General features: G+C 54.0%; 16 protein-coding genes. 9 read left to right on the forward strand and 7 right to left on the reverse strand.

Going from position 1 to position 18,129, the window contains the following annotated elements:
• Positions 1–313: 313 nt before the first annotated feature.
• A complete protein-coding gene (locus VXJ35_RS19465; RefSeq protein WP_082877562.1) occupies positions 314–1,171 on the forward strand; it encodes a transglycosylase SLT domain-containing protein in 858 nt (285 codons plus the stop codon).
• 29 nt (positions 1,172–1,200) lie between these two features.
• Here the strand turns inward: VXJ35_RS19465 and ppa are convergent, their stop codons facing one another.
• Entirely contained in the window at positions 1,201–1,746 is a 546-nt protein-coding gene (ppa, locus tag VXJ35_RS19470) for an inorganic diphosphatase (protein ID WP_054761696.1), read from the reverse strand.
• 71 nt (positions 1,747–1,817) lie between these two features.
• Here ppa and VXJ35_RS19475 point away from each other — a divergent pair, with 71 nt between their 5' ends.
• Together VXJ35_RS19475 and VXJ35_RS19480 are read left to right on the forward strand one after the other, a co-directional pair.
• Positions 1,818–2,633, forward strand: a complete 816-nt coding sequence (locus tag VXJ35_RS19475) for a DUF2797 domain-containing protein (RefSeq protein WP_082881007.1) — start codon at positions 1,818–1,820, stop codon at positions 2,631–2,633.
• Positions 2,634–2,827: 194 nt separating this feature from the next.
• Entirely contained in the window at positions 2,828–3,922 is a 1,095-nt protein-coding gene (locus VXJ35_RS19480) for an L-dopachrome tautomerase-related protein (RefSeq protein ID WP_082881008.1), read from the forward strand.
• Here VXJ35_RS19480 and VXJ35_RS19485 read toward each other — a convergent pair.
• Positions 3,919–4,854 carry a LysR family transcriptional regulator gene (locus VXJ35_RS19485; RefSeq protein ID WP_064023609.1) on the reverse strand — a complete coding sequence of 312 codons (936 nt, stop codon included), beginning with the start codon at positions 4,852–4,854 and terminating at the stop codon, positions 3,919–3,921. The two genes, VXJ35_RS19480 and VXJ35_RS19485, sit on opposite strands and share 4 nt — an antisense overlap.
• 251 nt (positions 4,855–5,105) lie before the next feature.
• On the opposite strand from VXJ35_RS19485, the gene amoA reads away from it, so the two are divergent.
• From amoA to VXJ35_RS19505, 4 genes are read left to right on the forward strand one after another with little or no spacing between them, the layout of a single operon-like run.
• Positions 5,106–5,858, forward strand: a complete 753-nt coding sequence (gene amoA, locus VXJ35_RS19490) for a bacterial ammonia monooxygenase, subunit AmoA (RefSeq protein WP_064022835.1) — start codon at positions 5,106–5,108, stop codon at positions 5,856–5,858.
• Between the two features lie 11 nt (positions 5,859–5,869).
• Positions 5,870–7,108, forward strand: coding sequence for a bacterial ammonia monooxygenase, subunit AmoB (gene amoB, locus VXJ35_RS19495; RefSeq protein ID WP_064022836.1), 1,239 nt, complete (start codon positions 5,870–5,872; stop codon positions 7,106–7,108).
• A 16-nt stretch (positions 7,109–7,124) separates the two neighbouring features.
• A complete protein-coding gene (amoC, locus tag VXJ35_RS19500; RefSeq protein WP_064022837.1) occupies positions 7,125–7,898 on the forward strand; it encodes a bacterial ammonia monooxygenase, subunit AmoC in 774 nt (257 codons plus the stop codon).
• 28 nt (positions 7,899–7,926) lie between these two features.
• Positions 7,927–9,201, forward strand: a complete 1,275-nt coding sequence (locus VXJ35_RS19505) for an MFS transporter (RefSeq protein WP_231914784.1) — start codon at positions 7,927–7,929, stop codon at positions 9,199–9,201.
• Positions 9,202–9,503: 302 nt separating this feature from the next.
• Here the strand turns inward: VXJ35_RS19505 and VXJ35_RS19510 are convergent, their stop codons facing one another.
• From VXJ35_RS19510 to dnaB, 4 genes are all read right to left on the reverse strand, one after another.
• Positions 9,504–10,973: a TIR domain-containing protein gene (locus VXJ35_RS19510; RefSeq protein ID WP_064022838.1), complete on the reverse strand. Its 1,470-nt coding sequence runs from the start codon at positions 10,971–10,973 to the stop codon at positions 9,504–9,506.
• Positions 10,974–11,542: 569 nt separating this feature from the next.
• Positions 11,543–13,252, reverse strand: coding sequence for a DUF885 domain-containing protein (locus VXJ35_RS19515; protein WP_064022839.1), 1,710 nt, complete (start codon positions 13,250–13,252; stop codon positions 11,543–11,545).
• A gap of 97 nt (positions 13,253–13,349) precedes the next feature.
• The gene (gene alr, locus VXJ35_RS19520) at positions 13,350–14,447 is read right to left on the reverse strand and encodes an alanine racemase (RefSeq protein ID WP_064022840.1); all 1,098 of its coding nucleotides are present in this window, start codon (positions 14,445–14,447) and stop codon (positions 13,350–13,352) included.
• A complete protein-coding gene (gene dnaB / locus VXJ35_RS19525) occupies positions 14,444–15,838 on the reverse strand; it encodes a replicative DNA helicase (protein WP_054762085.1) in 1,395 nt (464 codons plus the stop codon). Before dnaB ends, alr begins: the two co-directional genes overlap by 4 nt.
• Before the next feature lie 318 nt (positions 15,839–16,156).
• On the opposite strand from dnaB, the gene VXJ35_RS19530 reads away from it, so the two are divergent.
• Complete coding sequence (locus VXJ35_RS19530; protein WP_064022841.1) at positions 16,157–16,981, forward strand: hypothetical protein; 825 nt, start codon at positions 16,157–16,159, stop codon at positions 16,979–16,981.
• Positions 16,982–17,365: 384 nt separating this feature from the next.
• Here VXJ35_RS19530 and VXJ35_RS19535 read toward each other — a convergent pair whose 3' ends face one another.
• Complete coding sequence (locus VXJ35_RS19535; RefSeq protein ID WP_157198237.1) at positions 17,366–17,512, reverse strand: hypothetical protein; 147 nt, start codon at positions 17,510–17,512, stop codon at positions 17,366–17,368.
• 29 nt (positions 17,513–17,541) lie between these two features.
• On the opposite strand from VXJ35_RS19535, the gene VXJ35_RS19540 reads away from it, so the two are divergent.
• Positions 17,542–18,111 (forward strand): hypothetical protein, encoded by a 570-nt coding sequence (locus VXJ35_RS19540; protein ID WP_157198238.1) that lies wholly within the window; start codon positions 17,542–17,544, stop codon positions 18,109–18,111.
• Positions 18,112–18,129: the final 18 nt, after the last annotated feature.

The raw sequence follows: 18,129 nt of genomic DNA on the forward strand, positions 1-18,129 counted from the left end.
GCCGCATGCCAATATTTGGACCGGCGCCGGCCTGTGGTATAGTCGATAAGCCTGCACTGTCCATATGGGCAATATTGCGATGCGGATGGGCTGGGTATAGTGCGGAACAGCTTGAAACCAAAGGCGTTCCGAGCCTGATTCAAGCCACGCCGCGGCGAATGCGGCGCATGGCGCAAATGCATGGAGATTCGGCCGATTGGGCGATCGAGCACTTGCAATGTATACGGTAGCTGGAAGCTTGGAGGATGAGGCTTCATCCTTTTCCGGCCGGGTTTTAAAAAGCCCAGTCTCAGCAATACAGAACGAGAATTTTATGAACTTGAACCGCCTCGCCCCGATGGCATTGTTGCTGGCCTTGATTGCCGGCCCCACTGCCGCCGACCAGCCGACTCCGGCCAATCTGGCCCAAATCCGCCAAACCGCAGCCGATTTCGAACACGGCCGCATCGTTAAACAAGACTACCGCCAAGCCTTCGACATGTATTGCAAGGCCGCGCTGCAAGGCGACGCCGAGTCGGCTTACAGTATCGGCTTCATGTATTTCAACGGCCGCGGCGTCGCCCGCAGCCTGGCGCTGGCCAGCCATTGGTTCAAACAAGCCGCCGACCGCGGCGATGCCCACGCCCAAAAAATGCTGGCCCGCTTCGCCGACGCCATTCCTAGCAGCGATCCAGCCTGCCTGCCGCCGCCGGTGGAACCCGAAATCAAACTGGTCGCCGCACCAAATCCGAACCGGGAGCTGGTGGAAAGCTGGGTCAAGCAAATCGCCCCGGTCTACAGCATCGACCCGGCTTTGGTCATGGCGGTGATTCAAGCCGAATCGGCCTTCAACCCCAGTGCCTTATCCAATAAAAACGCTCAAGGCCTGATGCAACTGATTCCGGCCACCGCCGAACGTTTCGGCGTCAAAGACAGCTTCAATCCAATTCAAAACATCAAAGGCGGCACGGCCTATCTGCACTGGCTGTTACGCCATTTCGAAGGCAAGGTTGATTTGGTCTTGGCCGCCTACAATGCCGGCGAGGGCGCCGTCGAGCGCTACCAGGGCATACCGCCTTACCAGGAAACCCGTAACTATGTGAAGCAAATCCTGGCTTCCTACCAAAAGCCAACGCATCCGGTGCCGCCGGAAGCGTTGCAAACCAAACTGACCATCGAACAAAAAACCTGATATTGCCGCGAGCCGGCCGCCGATTTCGGCTAACGGCGGCTACTATGCGACTGTTTGTAGCGCTCCACGCTGGCCATGATTTCCTGCCGGGCGTCTTCCACACCGCCCCAACCATCCACGCTGACCCATTTCCCCTCTTCCAAGTCTTTGTAATGCTGGAAGAAATGAGTGATTTTGGCTAACTTGTCCGGCTGTAGGTCACGATAGTCGCTGACATGGTTGTAAAACGGCGTCAGGCGCGGCATCGGTACCGCCAGCAATTTCGGATCGGGGCCGGCCTCGTCTATCATCTTCAGAATGCCGACCGGGCGGCAGTTGATCACGCAGCCGCTCAACAGCGGTGCCGGGGTGATGATCATCACGTCCACCGGGTCGCCGTCCTCGGACAAGGTCTGCGGGATATAACCGTAATTGCAAGGATATTGCATCGCGGTACCCATGAAGCGGTCTACCGTCAACGCGCCGGTGTGTTTGTCCACTTCGTATTTGACCGGGTCGCTGAACGCCGGGATTTCGATAACGACGTTAATTTCGTAAGGAATATTGCCGCCGGCGGCGACTTGCATGAATGACATCAAATCCTCTTTGAGTAAGCTGGAAACGCTGTCATTATAGCCGCCGTTACCGTTGCAACAGGATTATTCGAGTGATAGGCAGTCTGGAAAAAATGAGCAGCGCGCTGGCCAGCCCAGTGCAATACCACTTGCCGGTCGGCGCGCAACAACTCCCGTTAAATCCGCTGCTCGGCAAAACTTTGACGCTGCGCCATACCGGCCTTATCTTTTGCGTGCATTGCGGCAACAAAACCAACAAAAGCTTCAACCAAGGTTATTGCTACCCCTGCTTCATCAAACTGGCGCAATGCGATATGTGCATCATGAAGCCGGAAACCTGCCACTACGCCGCCGGCACCTGCCGCGAACCGAGCTGGGGCGAAGAATTTTGCTTCCAACCGCACATCGTCTACCTGGCCAATTCATCCGGCATCAAAGTCGGCATCACCCGCCGCTCGCAAATCCCGACCCGCTGGATCGACCAGGGCGCGGTGCAAGCCATCCCGGTATTCGAAGTCGCCTCCCGCCACTTGTCCGGACTGATCGAAGTCGCGCTGGCCCAACACGTCAGCGACAAAACCAGTTGGCAGCAAATGTTGAAAAACAACACCGTCGAACTCGATCTGCCGGCAATACGGGACGAACTGCGCGGCAAATGCCAGTCAAAACTGGCCGCAATTGCCGAACGCTTCGCCGAACAGCCGCCAACCTTGCTCAGCGATGCCGAAGCGCTAAACCTGAATTATCCGGTGCTGGAATACCCGACCAAAGTCAAATCCTTCAACCTGGACAAAGACCCGACCGTAACCGGCACCTTGCTCGGCATCAAAGGCCAATACCTGATTTTCGACAACGGCGTCATCAACATCCGCAAATACGCCGGCTACGAAATCGAAGCCGTAGCTTGACCTCTACCCGCCACTAGATTTTTTGCTTAGCCGAATTGGCAACGGATTGACTGTTACCAACGGCAGGTTCGGCCGAAGCGAACCCGGAAATCATCATCAATCGGATGCATGGCTCTCGATTAATTAATGTCATTTAACACCGGTTTCACGATCTCGTATGTTATGGCTCAACCCATTAACTTACGGAGACGCCGATGAACCGGTTAACCCTGTCCTGCGCTGCTCTGCTGATTACGGCCCTTGAGGTCTCGGCGGACGGCAACTCTCATTTTGATGTATTCGCCAGCCTCGATAGCGGCCCAGGCAATGTCACAGCCACGGCCAACGGCAGGATCATCATGAGCCAGCATCAGTTTTATCAGCCGCAATACACCGTGGTGGAATACAAGGATCAAACCTTGCTGCCTTTTCCGAACAGGGAAATGTCCGCGGCCGATTCGACCGCGCCTATCAAACTCGACTCGGTGTTGGGTATCCGCTCCGATAGCAACGGCATCGTCTGGATGCTGGACAATGGCATGCGCAGCGGGGTGACGCCCAAGCTGGTCGGCTGGAATACCAAAACCAACAAGCTGCAGCGTTTGATTTACCTGCCGGCCCCGATTGCGCCGAAAGATGCGTTCGTCAACGACTTTGCATTGGATGCCAACCACAATCATGCCTTTATCAGCGACCCGGCGGGTGGCGCCAATGCCGGCTTGATCGTGGTCAACTTGTCGACCGGCGCGGCGCGGCGGGTGCTGGAGGGTCATAAAAGTGTGGTGCCGGAAAACGTCGATTTGGTCATCGACAATGTGCCGATTCAGGTGAAAACCCCGTCAGGTGAATTAGTGAAACCGCATATTGGCGTGAATCCGATTACCGAGGATTTGGCCAACGAATGGGTCTATTTCGGGCCGATGCACGGCCTCAGTCTTTACCGGATTAAAGCGGCGGATTTGGTCAACGAGTCGTTAACGCCTGAAGCACTCGCCAAGCAGGTGGAACGCTACAGCGACAAACCGATCTCGGACGGCATCAGCATTGATGAAAACAACAATATTTATCTGGGGGACTTGGCGAATAATGCGATTGGCGTGATCGCGCCTAACCGACAGTACCGGCAATTGGCCCAGTGCCCAAGGCTGTCATGGGTCGACTCGTTTAGTTTTGGCGCTAACGGACAACTCTATGCCGTGGTGAATCGCTTGCATCGTTCGGCGACGTTGAACGGCGGCGACAACCAATCCAAACCGCCTTACTTCCTGTTGAAGGTCAAGTCCTTGGCCGCGGGCCTACCTGGACGTTAAAGAGTGATTTGAGATGCGCTTACTGTCCGGCCTATAGCGTTGATTTGTTCTCGCAACCAACCGTGGGCCGGATCTTTTTCCCATAGCGGGTGCCAAATCATCGCCAAATCGTAGTCCGGCAAACTGACCGGCACCGGTAATACTTGCAGCGGCACCAGTTTCTGAAAAGCTATGGCCAAGCGATAAGGTAAGGACAAAATCATATGGGTCTGGGCGACGATCAAGGGTGCCGATAGAAAATGCGGCACGATGAAATTAATACGGCGCTCCAGGCCGAGCTCGGTCAATTTCTCGTCTATCACCCCCAACTTATCACCGGTTCGGGAAATCAGCATGTGCGTCGCCGCCAAATATTCCTCCAGCGACGGCGCCGCTTTTATACTCGGGTGATCCTGCCTGACCACACAAGCCATGCGATCCATGAATAAATGTTCGCAGTTTAAATGTGCGGGCGGATTAAGTACCGAGGCAAAGCCCAACACCACATCCAGGCTACCGTTTTCCAGCTGCGCCAATGGAAAAGCGGATTCCGTGCGTTTGACATGAATATCCACGCCCGGCGCCGTTTGCTCAATCAATTGCGACAACTCGGGCAAGATCAAAAACTCCATGTAATCGGTCGCGGCGATGGTGAAGCGGCGCTGACTGGAGGCCGGATCGAAGGCTTGGGGTGTCTCGAGCAAGCGTTCCATTTCCTGTAACAGACTGCGTACCGGCTCCACCAAGGCCAGCGCCAGCGCCGTCGGCTGCATGCCGGCAGGCGATTTAACCAAGACCGGATCGTTCAATTGCTGGCGCAAGCGATGCAAGGTATGGCTCATCGCCGACTGCGTGACAAACATGCATTCCGCCGCGCGGGTGACATTGCGCTCCCGCATCAAAATATCGAAAGCCAGTAACAGGTTTAAGTCGAAAGTGCGCAGATTTGCCATGTGGATATTCCATAAAGAATTCGGCTGCATACTAAACAAAATCGACTCTTGCCGGTATGAACAGTCTTGATGATGGCGGATGAAATTTCACCATTTCACAGCCAAGCCGTTTCTCCCTACCTTATACCCCGAGCGCGTCGTCCAAGCCTACAAGGTTTAACTCCCCCCAAGGGTAGCTTTTCGGTTGGCGGCGCGCCCAAAACTCAATGGCGATTGCCGTTTACTGAAACACATGTCGGGGGATTCTTACCATGTCTGCACAAATTCCAATTTCAACCTTCAAACCTTATCGGGGCGAAAAAGCCCGGCTGGCCAGAGCTTACGATTATCTGATCCTGGTGCTGGCCCTATTCTTATTCATCGGCTCGTTCCATCTGCATTTTGCCCTGACCGTTGGCGACTGGGACTTCTGGGTGGATTGGAAAGATCGGCAATGGTGGCCATTGGTGACGCCCTTAATCGGCATCACCTTTCCCGCTGCGGTACAGGCGGTGTTGTGGGATAAGTTCCGACTGCCGTTGGGGGCTACGCTTTGCGTCGCGGCCTTATTGCTCGGCACCTGGGTTACCCGCGTGTTTGCCTATCACTACTGGAATTTCTTCCCCATTAACATGGTGTTGCCAGCGACCATGGTGCCGGGTGCCTTGGTATTGGATACCTTGTTGATGCTCACCAACAGCCTGACCATCACCTCCATTTTTGGTGGCGCTGCATTTGCCTTGCTGTTTTACCCCACCAACTGGCCGATTTTCGGCATGTTCCACCAAGCGGTCGATTACCACAACAGCCAGCTGACGGTGGCCGATGTATTCGGTTTCCAGTACATCCGTACCGGCATGCCGGAATATTTGCGCATCATCGAACGCGGCACCTTACGTACCTATGGCCAGTACGCCACGCCATTATCGGCATTTTGTTCAGCGTTGTTGTGCTCGTTGATGTATCCGCTGTGGTGGAAAATCGGCAAGTTGTTCGCTGACACCCGTTATCTGAAAAGCATTTAAGGAGCACAGTCATGAATTCACTTTTTAAACCTTGGCTGTTGGCAGTGCTTTGCATCAATGTATTGTCGATATTTGCCGTACCCACCGCGCACGCCCATGGCGAAAAAGCCCTGGAGCCGTTCATCAGGATGCGCACTATCCAGTGGTACGACGTGCAATGGTCCACCCAAAAATTCAACGTCAACGATGAAGTCAGCGTCAGCGGTAAGTTTCATGTCGCTGAAGACTGGCCGATCAGCGTGCCGAAACCGGAAGCCAGCTTCTTGAATATCTCCACGCCGGGACCGGTGTTGATTCGTACCGAGCGTTACCTGAACGGTAAGCCTTGGACCAATTCGGTATCGCTGGAGCCGGGTGGCGACTACGAGTTTAAGGTCGTCTTGAAAGGCCGTTTGCCGGGGCATTATCACATCCATCCGTTTTTTAATTTAAAAGACGCCGGTCAGGTAATGGGCCCTGGGGTGTGGCTGGACATTGGTGGCGATCCCGCCGACTTTAGCAATACCATTCAAACCATCAACGGTGAAATGATCGACATGGAGAGCTTCGGCTTTGCCAATGGCGTGTTCTGGCATCTGTTCTGGGGACTATTGGCGGCCGCCTGGTTGCTGTGGTGGGTGCGCCGTCCCTTGTTCATCAGCCGCTATCGCATGCTGGATGCCGGTTTGGAACATGAACTGATCACCGATCAGGACAAAACCATCGCCAAGGCGGTGTTAGTCGGCGTGCCGGTATTGGTATTGGCGCTGAATGCGGTCACCGCCAACCAGTACCCGGACGCTATCCCATTACAAGCGGGCTTGGATAGGATTTTGCCTCTGCCGGCGCAAGTCAATGCCGGACTGGTCAATGTCGACACGCTAAAAGCGGAATACAACGTGGCGCAACGCGCCATGGTGTTGCAGTTTAGTATCGACAATCGCAGCCAAGGCGCGGTCAGGATCGGCCAATTTTCCAGTTCCAACGTGCATTTCATGAACGCTGACTTAGCTAGTGTGAACAGCAAACCCGGCAAGGATGACGTCAGTAATAACGGTCTGAGCCTGAGTGACAATACACCTATCGCCCCCGGCGAACAACGCACCGTCACCGTAGAAGTGCGCGATGCGGCTTGGGAGTCGGAAAAGCTGGATGGGTTGATCAAAGATGCGGACAGCCGGCTGGGTGGCTTGCTGTTTCTTTACGACGACGTGATGGGAAAACGCTATATCTCCAGCATTTCCGCCGCCGTCATTCCCAAATTCAATTAATTCAGGAGCACACATCATGGCTACCACGACAGAACACGTGAGCTTAAGCACCGAAAACCCCAAATCATTGCCTTGGTATTTGACCGACTTACCCAAATATTTAAAAGGCTTTGGCTTTTTAACCGTTATGTACATCAGTTTACGCCTGTATCAGGGCGCTTTTGCCATAGCACACGGTTTGGATTCCTCGGAACCGGCGTTCGAACAATACTGGATGCGGCTGTTTTATATCGAACTAGCGGTGATTGCCGCCGTCGCCAGCGGCTTTTGGGGTTACCTATGGACCACGCGCGACCGGAATCTGGATCAACTGGCACCCAAGGAAGAAATTCGCCGCTATTTCACCTTGACGATGTGGATCAGCATTTACACCTTTGCGGTGTACTGGGCGGGCAGTTATTTTGCCGAGCAGGACAATTCCTGGCACCAGGTAGCGATCCGCGACACGCCGTTTACCGCTAACCATATCATCGAGTTTTATTTTAACTTCCCGCTCTATGTGATCCTGGGCGGCTGCGCCTGGCTGTACGGCAGAACCCGCTTGCCTTTGTATGCCAAAGGCATCTCGCTGCCGTTGACCCTGGCGGTATTCGGCCCCTTCATGATCTTGGTCAGCGTCGGTTTCAACGAATGGGGACATACCTTCTGGTTTAGAGAAGAATTCTTCGCCGCACCTATCCATTGGGGCTTTGTGATTGGGGTTTGGTTTGCCTTGGGCGTCGGCGGCATCTTGTTGCAAGGCGTGACTCGGCTGATCGAACTCATGGACAAAATCGAAGATACTGAATAGGTCTGTTTTCAACTAAACCCACACGACCATGTTTCAGTCCAAGTCCGATGTCGCCATGCCAAAGAGTCATACCGATTCAGTTCACTATGCGTGGGTAGTACTCGCGGTCACGTTTTTGTGCTTGTTTGTTGCATCGGCGTTGCGCTCCGTTCCAGGGATCATCATGATGTCCCTGGAGCAGGAGTTTGCCTGGAACAGAGAAACCATTAGCGGCGCCATTTCAATCAACCTGCTTTTATTTGGTCTAGCCGGACCATTTTTAGGTCGATTGATGGATTTATATGGCGCCAAAAAAGTAAGTGTCATAACGCTGGTGCTATCGATATTGGGCGCCGGCGGCAGCGTTTTTATGCAGGAATCCTGGCAACTGTATTTGCTTTGGGGATTGCTGATTGGCGCGGGTTCGGGCGGCACGTCCATGATTATGGGGTCGGCGTTGATCAATCGCTGGTTTCATAAACACCGGGGGCTGGCATTAGGCATATTGGGCGCCGCCTTCTCCTCCGGCCAGTTAGTGTTCACCCCTGTCCTCATGCAGATCAATGTGCATGAAGGCTGGCGCGCGGCGACGTTGTTTATCGCCATAGGCTTAGGCTTGGTGGCTTTACCGTTGGTGCTGAAATTTTTAAGAGACGATCCCGAATCAAAAGGACTGTCGGCCTATGGCGACCATGGCGTTCATCGAACAATGCTTAAGCCTGATCAAAACCCCATGCGATCGGCCATGCGCAGTCCGCAATTTTGGTTATTGGCTGCGAGTTTCGGCATTTGCGGTTTAACCACCTCCGGCCTGTTTCAGACGCATTTGATTCCGCACGGCATCGAACACGGCTTTACCGAAATGACCATGGCCATGTCCTTAGGCGTCATGGGCGCAGCCGACGTGTTCGGCACCATTTTATCCGGATGGTTATGCGACCGGTACGGCAAGCGCTGGCCGCTGGCGTTTTATTACGTCGTAAGAGGCGCGACGCTGATACTGCTGCCCAGCATCGATAGCACCGGACAATTAATGATGTTCTCGATTATTTACGGCATGAATTGGTTGTCCACGATTCCGGCAACCTCCGCCTTGACCGCTGATTTGTTCGGGAAACAAAACGTCGGCGTGGTGTTTGGCTGGATTTGCTTCGCGCATCAAATCGGCGCGGCCATTGCCGCCTACAGCGCCGGTTACGTTCATAGTCTGATGGGTGACTACCACCTGGCTTTTGTTGCGTCGGGCCTATTCGCTTTTGTCGCAACCGGCATCGTTGTTTTTATAAAAGAACCGCAAACTGTGTCGGCCTCCCATATTTGCTAAATTTTGTCCTGCCTAGTTTTTATTGGCTATTTGCATTCTAGGGTTGGAAATCAGAACGGTTCATGCTTTTTAATCGCGCCGTTTGTGCAAAACTTGGTTGGATCGTTGATAAGCGCAATGGCTTGTTATTTACAAAAGTTGGTTGGGCTGGCAATGCTCGTTACGGCCAATTGCGGACCTTTGAGGCTGATTTCTGAATGGCCGCTTTAAATCAAAAATGCTCTCTAATGTGGGATCACCGGTAACTAAAGGCGGAGAGAGCAGCGAGCAGAGCTTTCGGGTGGCCCAATGTATTTGACTTGTTATGCATTCCGAAGTCTTTCTTCGACTTTATAGACAATCTTGTCTGTCACATCGTCAACGTTGTTCGGATCACAATCTTTAAAGTCAATGCCCACGATGTCCTTCGGAATTCCTACAAAAGAAGTATTATCGAGATAAACAGGAATCACCGCAGCATCCTCTACTCGAGAAGAAAATATTTCCCTTTCAAATGTTGGCCAAATTTTTTTAGCATGATTGGCGTCTAGTAAGCAGATGACATATCTCGCCTTACTTCCGAAGATATCCTTAAATTGCTGAGACCAAGCTGTACCGAGGTAGTTAGATTCGTAATACTGATCGTAGAAGATAGTGCAATCTAGAGCTTCGAGCATATCTACGATTGACTTAGCGAGCACCCTATTTTCACCAGCAAATGAGATAGCAAAATCCCATTCAAAGTTATGCGGATCATCTCGAAAACCACAATCCTTTCGCATGCTTTCCCAATCTACGTGCTGCAAATAATAAAAAAAAGCTGGGTCCTCAATGGCAAATGTTTTCGTATCAGAGTTGTAATAGAAGTATCGCTCACAAATAGGCTTAGACTCCAACAAGACAGCAATACGGCGTTCTTTTATATTGTTGATGCTCCCTCGAACGTCAGGATTAGCATTTGCCAATTCGTTAAGATCTGAAATTGAACTTTCTTGCGTCGCAATCAAGCGAAGAAGTCGAAAGTAGGGATCATTTGTGGGTCTGAAGCGCTTTCCACGGGAAAATTCTTTAACGGGCTCTCTATATGTATTATCCAGCCTTGCAACTATTCGTGATCGAACATCTTGCTGTTGGTATGGCAATGAGATTTGGGAGGCAGCCGTTTCAAGAATATCGTAACTGAGACAAATAGCTTGACACGTCAACTGTGTTAACCAATAGTCTCCCTTTGTTTCTCTAATAATATCTTCCTTGTTTTCTAAGACAATGTTTAGCTTTTCTTCTCCACGACTGATCATTTGGAGAGAAATTTCCTTATTCGCAGGCTGCACGCGGTGTATTCCACATCGTTTGGCTACGTCGTGCACGAGTCGGATGAGCTCACTTCCAACTTTATTTATACCAATTAAAACCAATTTAGGATGCAAGGACGCTTCGAAGTCCTCTGCTGCCACTTTTAAAAGGTCAGCAATTTTCGTTTGAACTGCTGAGTCCAATCTGTGGAAATCATCTATTATCCACTTCCCTTGGAGCTTACCTTCGGCGATCTGGAGTATTCGGCCCATATCTCCAGCTGAGCGTGCTGAGAGGTATCCAAATTCTCCATTCGGGAAAGCATGCTCGATGATTTTCTTCGCTACTGTAGTTTTGCCTGTACCAGATTGGCCTTCAATAATTGTTGGCTTACCAGGGTTTCGGACATCAACAAATATTTCATTATAGTTGGGTGGCTTCACAAAGTTGAACTCGGGAACACCTTCAGTTCGGAATATCTCTTCTACCGGGTACTTCATTGGTTTCTCTTAGTTTCTAGCCACAAATAAATCAATTGCTGTTATTGGATCATTTCATGTGACAAACCGCAACGGGTCGTAACAAAACGATCAAGCTCTACTCAACCACGCCATGAGATATCAGAAAATCAAATTCCAACCGCTTGATCGAGTTCAAGGATAAAGACTGTCGGCCATCATTCCAACCTCATTCTGCAAATAGCCTTTTTATTTCCACATCACGACGACCTATACCACTGTGGCACACATCATCAGAACGCCAACCTGTACCGCGCCTTTCCCGATGCGATTTATAGCCGCCTGTGGCGTCATCAAAAAAGCTTCACGTTATTCACTGATGTTACGCAACCTTATGGCCTATCCGATGCCATCAGAATTTGTTTGCCTTTATCGCAACAGGCATCGTAATTTGCATAAAAGAACCCAAACCTGTTGATTTTGTAGCGGCGCCCTAGCGACACTTTTTTCGAAGGCCTGGGATTTACTGATAAACATGCCGTACCGCTGACCTCTGAAAGCGGGAATATTGCGACATGGCTGCGTCGCGCGGCCAATCAAGCACCAGCCGCTCAGTCCCGTCCGGCCAACATCGCCTTCGCGACCAACGGAATCGGCGGCGAGCCGTAACTTAAAAACGCGTCGTGAAATTGGCGCCAGGCCTTGCGGCCGCCGCGTTGGGCGCACCAGTCGTCGCGCAACTGACGGATTAGCAATTTCCCCAGCGTGTAGTTTAGATAGGCCGGATCGAAGGTGCCGCGCGCGGCCTGTTGGCGAGCGTTGCCGGGATCGCGGAAGGCTTGTTCCCGGAACATTTGTTCGGCCTGCTCGACACTCCAGCCTTGGGTATGCAGTCCAATCGCCGCCAGAAAACGCACGTCGCGCAGCAAGGCGTTGACCAACTGGCCGATGTGGGTTTCCGGATCGCCGTCGTTCAGGCCGGCTTCCCACATCAATTCCTCGGCGTAGTGGGCCCAGCCTTCCGAAAACGCGTAACTACTGAATAGTTGGCCGAATTTGGAGCCGGCCCGGTGGGCGTGCAGGAATTGCAGAAAATGGCCGGGCCAGACCTCGTGCGCCGACACGAACAGCAGGTTGGCCTGGCCGGGTAGGTAAGCGGCCTGCTCGGCGGCGCTCCAGGCCGGATCAGGCGGCGCCACGTAATACACCGACGGCACGCCATGCTCGTAAGGCCCCGGAATGTCGATGTAAGCCAAATTCCAGCGGGCGTAGGGCGGCGATGGCGCGACGCTTGCTTCGTCGTCGCTGGGGATGGTCAGCAATTGCCGTTCGGCGACGAAGGCTTTCAATTGCTTGAGCTGCTCGCCGGCGGCGGCGACCGGACCGGCCGCCGGTTTATGCGCCTCGGCCCGCGCCACGCACTCGGCCGTCGTGGCTTGCGGCGCGAACCGGCGGCAGGCTTGCGCCAATGCTTTCAGATTGCGTTGCAAATCGGCGCGGCCCATTTGCGCCAGCGTCGGCAACGGTAGCTCGACCGCTTCGGTATCGGCCAGCATCCGGCTGAAGGTTTCCGCGCCCAGCGCGAACGCGTCGGTCGCGGTCGGCCTTTGCTGCTCCAGCCAATCCGCCAACTCGCGTAGCGCCTGTGCCGCCGGACCGACTTTCTCTACAAACTCCCGTTGCAGTGCCGGATCGGCAACTTCGGCAAACGCGGCCTTGGCCTCGGTTTCGTAAAATTTGGCCAGGCCGCCGAACACAGTTTTGCCGATGTCGAGGTAGGTGTGCGGCAGCGGTAATTCCAAATTGGCGCGGATTTTGGCGGCGGCTTGCGGGACGTTGCCGGCATAAGCGATGAACGCCCGCATCCGCTCCGCGGGCGGCGCATAAGGCCGGCTGATGTAAAGATTCGGGTCCAATGCGCCGGCATAAAACTGCGGGCTTTTGTAGGGCCGCCGCGCGACTTGCCGCCAGAACAATTCCTTGGTCACGGTCGCCAGCAGGTAATCGCGCTCGAAACGTTGTTCTGGGGTCAGAGCCTGATCGGGATAAGCCAGCGCCAACATCCGCTGCGCTTCCAGCCAGCGTTCGGTGTTGCGCAAACCTTGCGGACTCCAATCCGGCAAACGGCCGTCGTACTCGTGGCGGCCGGCCTCGGCGGCGAAGGTCGGCTGTTGTTCGAAGTAACCGGCGATGAATTGGTCGACGAAAGTTGGCCAAGCCGGCGGCTTTTCGTTGGCTTCGCAAACCGAGGCAAGCGCTATCGAGCAAAAGACAAAAAACAACAAACCGATCCGGCCCAGGCTGTTCGACTGTTGCATCATTGCCTCCAAAACAATCGAAAAAACACGATGATAACGGTATTGGTGTCGCGACGACAGCGAATAGCGCCTGCAGACAGCTTGTTAAAACCGGGTTGTTTTACATCACCTGCACTCTCTGGGTAATCCCGCACAGCAAGGTGTAGGGAATCGTATCGGCGTGGCGGGCGATTTCCTCGACCGGCAGGCCGTTGCCCCACAGCGTGACCGGGTCGCCGGGCTGGGCGTCGGGTAGGTCGTTCAGGTCGACGGTGATCATGTCCATCGATACCCGGCCGATCAGCGGCACCCGGCGGCCGTTGACCAACACCGGCGCGCCGCTGCGGGTGGCGCGGTGGTAGCCGTCGCCGTAACCTATCGACACCACGCCCAAACGGGTGGCGCTGCGGCAGGTCCAGGTACCGCTGTAGCCCACGCTTTCGCCGGCGGCAAGGTCTTTAACCGCAATCAAGCGCGAATGCAGACTCATGGCCGGTTTCAAGCCGAAATCGGCGCCGGTTTTGCCGGCGAACGGCGAGCAACCGTACAGCATCAGGCCCGGCCTGACCCAATCGCCGCCCCTGTCCTGAGCGGCGCCGGAGCGGACACTGGGCCAGCCGATGATACCGGCCGAGTTGGCGATGCTGCGTTGGCCCGGATAATCTTTGACGGCGTCGTTGAACAAATCGATCTGGCGCCGGGTTTTGTCGTCCAACAGATCGTCGGCGTTGGCGAAATGGGTGATCAAGTTGATCGGCTGCTCGACCGCCGCGCAGGCCAGCAAGGCCTGGTAGGCGGCAGCGAAATCGTGGGCCTTAAAACCCAAGCGGTTCATGCCGGTGTCCAGCTTCAGCCAGACCGCCAGCTTGATGGCGCGGTCGGGTTGCTGTTGCAGAATGGCGATTTGTTGCGGCGCGTGGATCACCGCGGTCAGCCGGTATTTCAGTAACTGCTGCAATTCGTCGGCGCAGACGAAGCCCTGCAACACCGTAATCGGCTGCTCGAAGCCGGCCTGGCGCAAGCGGGCACCTTCGTCGACCCTGGCGACGGCAAAACCGTCGGCCTGTTCCAGCGCCGCCGCGACCCGGTCCATACCGTGGCCGTAAGCGTTGGCCTTGATCACCGCCATGATTTTGTTGTCCGGCGCGTAGCGCTTGACCTGTTCCAGGTTATGCCGCACCGCATCCAGATCCAAGCGCACATAAGCCGGCGGCATCATTCGTAATCCTCCGGGCCGTCGTAAATCCCGGCGAAATTCTCGAACCGGGTGTATTGGCCGAGGAAGGTCAGCCGCACCGTGCCGAGCGGGCCGTTCCGTTGCTTGCCGATGATGACTTCGGCGATGCCTTTGTCCGGGCTGTCTTCGTGGTAAACCTCGTCGCGGTAGACGAAAATGATCAAGTCGGCATCCTGCTCGATAGCGCCGGACTCGCGTAGATCGGACATCACCGGCCGTTTGTTGGGCCGTTGCTCCAGATTCCGGTTGAGCTGCGACAGCGCGATGACCGGCACGTTGAGTTCTTTCGCCAAGGCCTTCAAGCCGCGCGAGATGTCGGAAATCTGCTGCACCCGGTTGTCGCCGCTGGCCGGCGATTGCATCAACTGCAAGTAATCGATCACGATCAGGCCGAGCTGGCCGTGTTCGCGGGTCAGGCGGCGGGCGCGGGAACGCACCTCGGTTGGCGTCAGCGCCGGGGTGTCGTCGATGAACATCTTGGTTTCGGCCAATAAATTGATCGCCGACGTCAAACGCGGCCAGTCGTCGTCGTCCAGCTTGCCGGTTCTGACTTTATGCTGATCGATGCGGCCCAACGACGACATCATCCGCATCGCCAGCGCCTCGCCCGGCATCTCCATACTGAACACCGCCACCGGCATGCCGCTCTTCAAGGCCACGTTTTCGGCCATGTTCATCGCAATCGTGGTTTTGCCCATCGACGGCCGGCCGGCGACGATGATCAAATCGGACGGTTGCAGGCCGGAGGTCTTTTCGTCCAGGTCGGTAAAGCCGGTGCTGGCGCCGGTGATGTCGCCATCCTGCTCGTACAACATTTCGATTTTGTCGACCGCCTTGGCCAACAGCGATTTGATCGAATTGAACCCGCCCTGCCCCTTCTGCCGCTGTTCGGCGATTTCGAATACTTTGCGCTCGGCGTTTTCCAGCAATTCGGCGGTTTCCCGGCCTTCGGTGCTGAACGCCGAATCGGAAATTTCGGTGCCGACGTGGATCAGTTGCCGCAACACCGAACGGTCGCGGACGATGTTAGCGTAAGCCACAATGTTGGCGGCGCTGGGGGTATCCCGCGCCAGCGTGCTCAGATAAGCCAAACCGCCGACGTCCTGCAACTCGCCGGTGGTTTCCAGCACCTCGGAGATCGTGACGACGTCGAACGGGTCCTGGCGCTCGGCCAATTCGGCGATGGCGCGAAAAATCAAACGGTGGTCGCGGCGGTAGAAATCGTTCTCGCCGACTTTATCGGCGACGGAGTCCCAAGTCTGGTTGTCCAGCAACAAACCGCCCAACACCGATTGCTCGGCTTGAATCGAATGCGGCGGAACTTTCAGAGACTCTACGGTTTGATCGGGCAGGAAATAAAGGTCTTCGGACATGGCAAAGATCGCTAATTCAGAATAGCGCCTGATTATACTCGGCAAATTCAGCTTACCGCCGCTACGGACAGTTTAAGCACAACGTTTAGTCATCACGCAGCGGATTTAAATTGCTAGCCGACGGCCATTCAATTACCATACATTTCGTAGTAAATATTGGCGTCAACTTAGCTTGCATCGGCACTTTGTCGACAGTGACGCTCCGCTCCATTTCGACTCTTTCAACAATAATTCCAACACTTTCCGGACCGCGCACCATACGAGCTACCGCGCAGTCCGAGGCCACCGCATTTCTCCAATCCTCATCGGGAGGTTTGTATGTACGGAATTACTCGCAAAACGCGCTCCACCGCTGCAGCACTGGCGGCTTTAATCGGCTTGTCGTCGACCGCCACCAAAGCCGAAACCGGCAACGTGGTGTTGTGGAACAAGTTAGGCTCGGCGACTGAAATTGCCACCAGCGAAATTGGTCCCGGTTTTCAACAGTTACATTATCTAATCGGCGATTGGGGCGAGGCTCAACTCGCTCCCGGTGTGTTCGGCGACGGCTTATACGTCAATCATGACACCTGCGAGGGTTGGTGTAACGACGGTGCTAACTTTTTTGTTACCGATCTGTCCCAAACCGCATTGTCCCCCGCTCGCGGCAGCATTGAGTTTTGGTTTGAATTCAAATACGGTGCGGATACGTTCAATCACGCCTATTTTTTTGATACCAGAAATAAGGTGATGAATCATTACCCCGATCAAAACTGGCAAACCGACGGAGTACTTATGGCTGGCTGGAACGGTTGGGATTACGGCTCCTACGGCAAGCGCTTTTTCTTTTGCGTGGGCAAATACGACAGCGCAACATGCGTATACACCCCCGATTTCTCGGCTGCACCGGGTGGGGAACTGGCGTTCAGCAACGGTACGCTGATGCATTTCGCTTTCGTGTGGGACAAATCGGGGATCGACAATTCTGCCGATACAGTCCGGATTTACGTAAACGGCGAGGTAAAAGGCACCACCCAAGCAGCTTGGAACACGCCCAACGCAATCGATCCATTCCTTTTCTTAGGCGCCACGCCAAATTGCTGTAACTGGGATCACCATTACAACGCAGTCAAAGGAGTTACCGATAACTTAGCAGGTTGGTGAAAAACCATATTCCAGCCACTAATTTAGCTAGAAGAAGCCTTTATTTAGTGCTGAATCAATCTTGTAGTACTAAATATAGGTCTGATTGGTTGCAAAAAAGAGTTTTTCACCAACCTGTTAGTGATACGAGATTACGCCAATACCGACTTTACCAATCGCTTTGAAGAAAATCCCGGCCTATCGTGCGAAGCAACGCTACCGAAACTTTCTGCAAAAATCGCGCAAAAATCCGGCCTAAAAAATGCCCGGAATTGGTTAATCAACCTCACTAACCAAAGTCACTGTCTCGCCGAGAGCGCGCAGATCGATAATGTAGAGCTTTCGCAAACCTTTGGCGCCCACTGCGTACCGATCATTACCACACCGTCTGCATTTCCATTGGTGTTAGGCGATATCCCTGATCACAGCCAAGGAACCGGCAATATCGGCATCAATTTCAGCAATTGCCCCAATAACGCCCGTTTCAGCGCAACAATAACTTTCAGCAGCAACGGCGGCGCCGTGTCCGGCACCAAAACCTTCAACAATCAATTTCGGTAACCGACAAGAGGACCACTGATATGCGCAAACTAATTTTCGTACTTTTGTGGATGGTATGTTGTTGTAATCCGACGCTCGCCGCTACTTCATTGCAACTAGAGCCGGCAAACGGTTCCATCATTGGAAAAGCCGGTGACACAGTTGGCTGGGGCTTCGTACTCGTCAATACCCAAAATTACCTGGTGGTAACCGGCGCTGAATTTCAAACCTCGGCCCACTCCGGCGAATTTAACGACTTTATCAGCGCCCCGAACAACTTTTTTGTCGTCGGCTCCGGATTCGGCGGCAGTACCGTCTGGGCTCAATCATTCGACGAGGCTACGCAATCCGGAATCGGCAGCTTTAAAATCGCTACCGCCGCGAATCCCGGCTCGATTTTTGGCCGGCTCGTGCTGAGTTACGATTTATTTTCCCGAAGCCCTTCCGATCCGTTATTCGATCCCGACCTCGACACCCTCGCTAACGGTGAATTATTAACGGCAAGTGCTACTGTAACTGTTAAAGCCGTTCCGCTGCCTGGCGTCGGTTGGTTATTCGGCACTGCATCGGCTATTTGGGGCGCGAATCGGCGACGGTATTTAAACAAGTAAGCAAAATGCAAAGGCGTG

Origin of the sequence: Methylomonas sp. DH-1 (assembly GCF_046097555.1) — a bacterium.
Lineage (GTDB): Bacteria > Pseudomonadota > Gammaproteobacteria > Methylococcales > Methylomonadaceae > Methylomonas > Methylomonas koyamae.

Bases quoted from the DNA above. Each gene is read 5' to 3' on its own strand.
- VXJ35_RS19465 (WP_082877562.1), top strand. From the start codon at position 314: ATGAACTTGAACCGCCTCGCCCCGATGGCATTGTTGCTGGCCTTGATT.
- ppa (WP_054761696.1), bottom strand. From the start codon at position 1,746: ATGTCATTCATGCAAGTCGCCGCCGGCGGCAATATTCCTTACGAAATT.
- VXJ35_RS19480 (WP_082881008.1), top strand. From the start codon at position 2,828: ATGAACCGGTTAACCCTGTCCTGCGCTGCTCTGCTGATTACGGCCCTT.
- VXJ35_RS19485 (WP_064023609.1), bottom strand. From the start codon at position 4,854: ATGGCAAATCTGCGCACTTTCGACTTAAACCTGTTACTGGCTTTCGAT.
- amoA (WP_064022835.1), top strand. From the start codon at position 5,106: ATGTCTGCACAAATTCCAATTTCAACCTTCAAACCTTATCGGGGCGAA.
- amoB (WP_064022836.1), top strand. From the start codon at position 5,870: ATGAATTCACTTTTTAAACCTTGGCTGTTGGCAGTGCTTTGCATCAAT.
- amoC (WP_064022837.1), top strand. From the start codon at position 7,125: ATGGCTACCACGACAGAACACGTGAGCTTAAGCACCGAAAACCCCAAA.
- VXJ35_RS19505 (WP_231914784.1), top strand. From the start codon at position 7,927: ATGTTTCAGTCCAAGTCCGATGTCGCCATGCCAAAGAGTCATACCGAT.
- VXJ35_RS19510 (WP_064022838.1), bottom strand. From the start codon at position 10,973: ATGAAGTACCCGGTAGAAGAGATATTCCGAACTGAAGGTGTTCCCGAG.
- VXJ35_RS19515 (WP_064022839.1), bottom strand. From the start codon at position 13,252: ATGATGCAACAGTCGAACAGCCTGGGCCGGATCGGTTTGTTGTTTTTT.
- alr (WP_064022840.1), bottom strand. From the start codon at position 14,447: ATGATGCCGCCGGCTTATGTGCGCTTGGATCTGGATGCGGTGCGGCAT.
- dnaB (WP_054762085.1), bottom strand. From the start codon at position 15,838: ATGTCCGAAGACCTTTATTTCCTGCCCGATCAAACCGTAGAGTCTCTG.
- VXJ35_RS19530 (WP_064022841.1), top strand. From the start codon at position 16,157: ATGTACGGAATTACTCGCAAAACGCGCTCCACCGCTGCAGCACTGGCG.
- VXJ35_RS19540 (WP_157198238.1), top strand. From the start codon at position 17,542: ATGCGCAAACTAATTTTCGTACTTTTGTGGATGGTATGTTGTTGTAAT.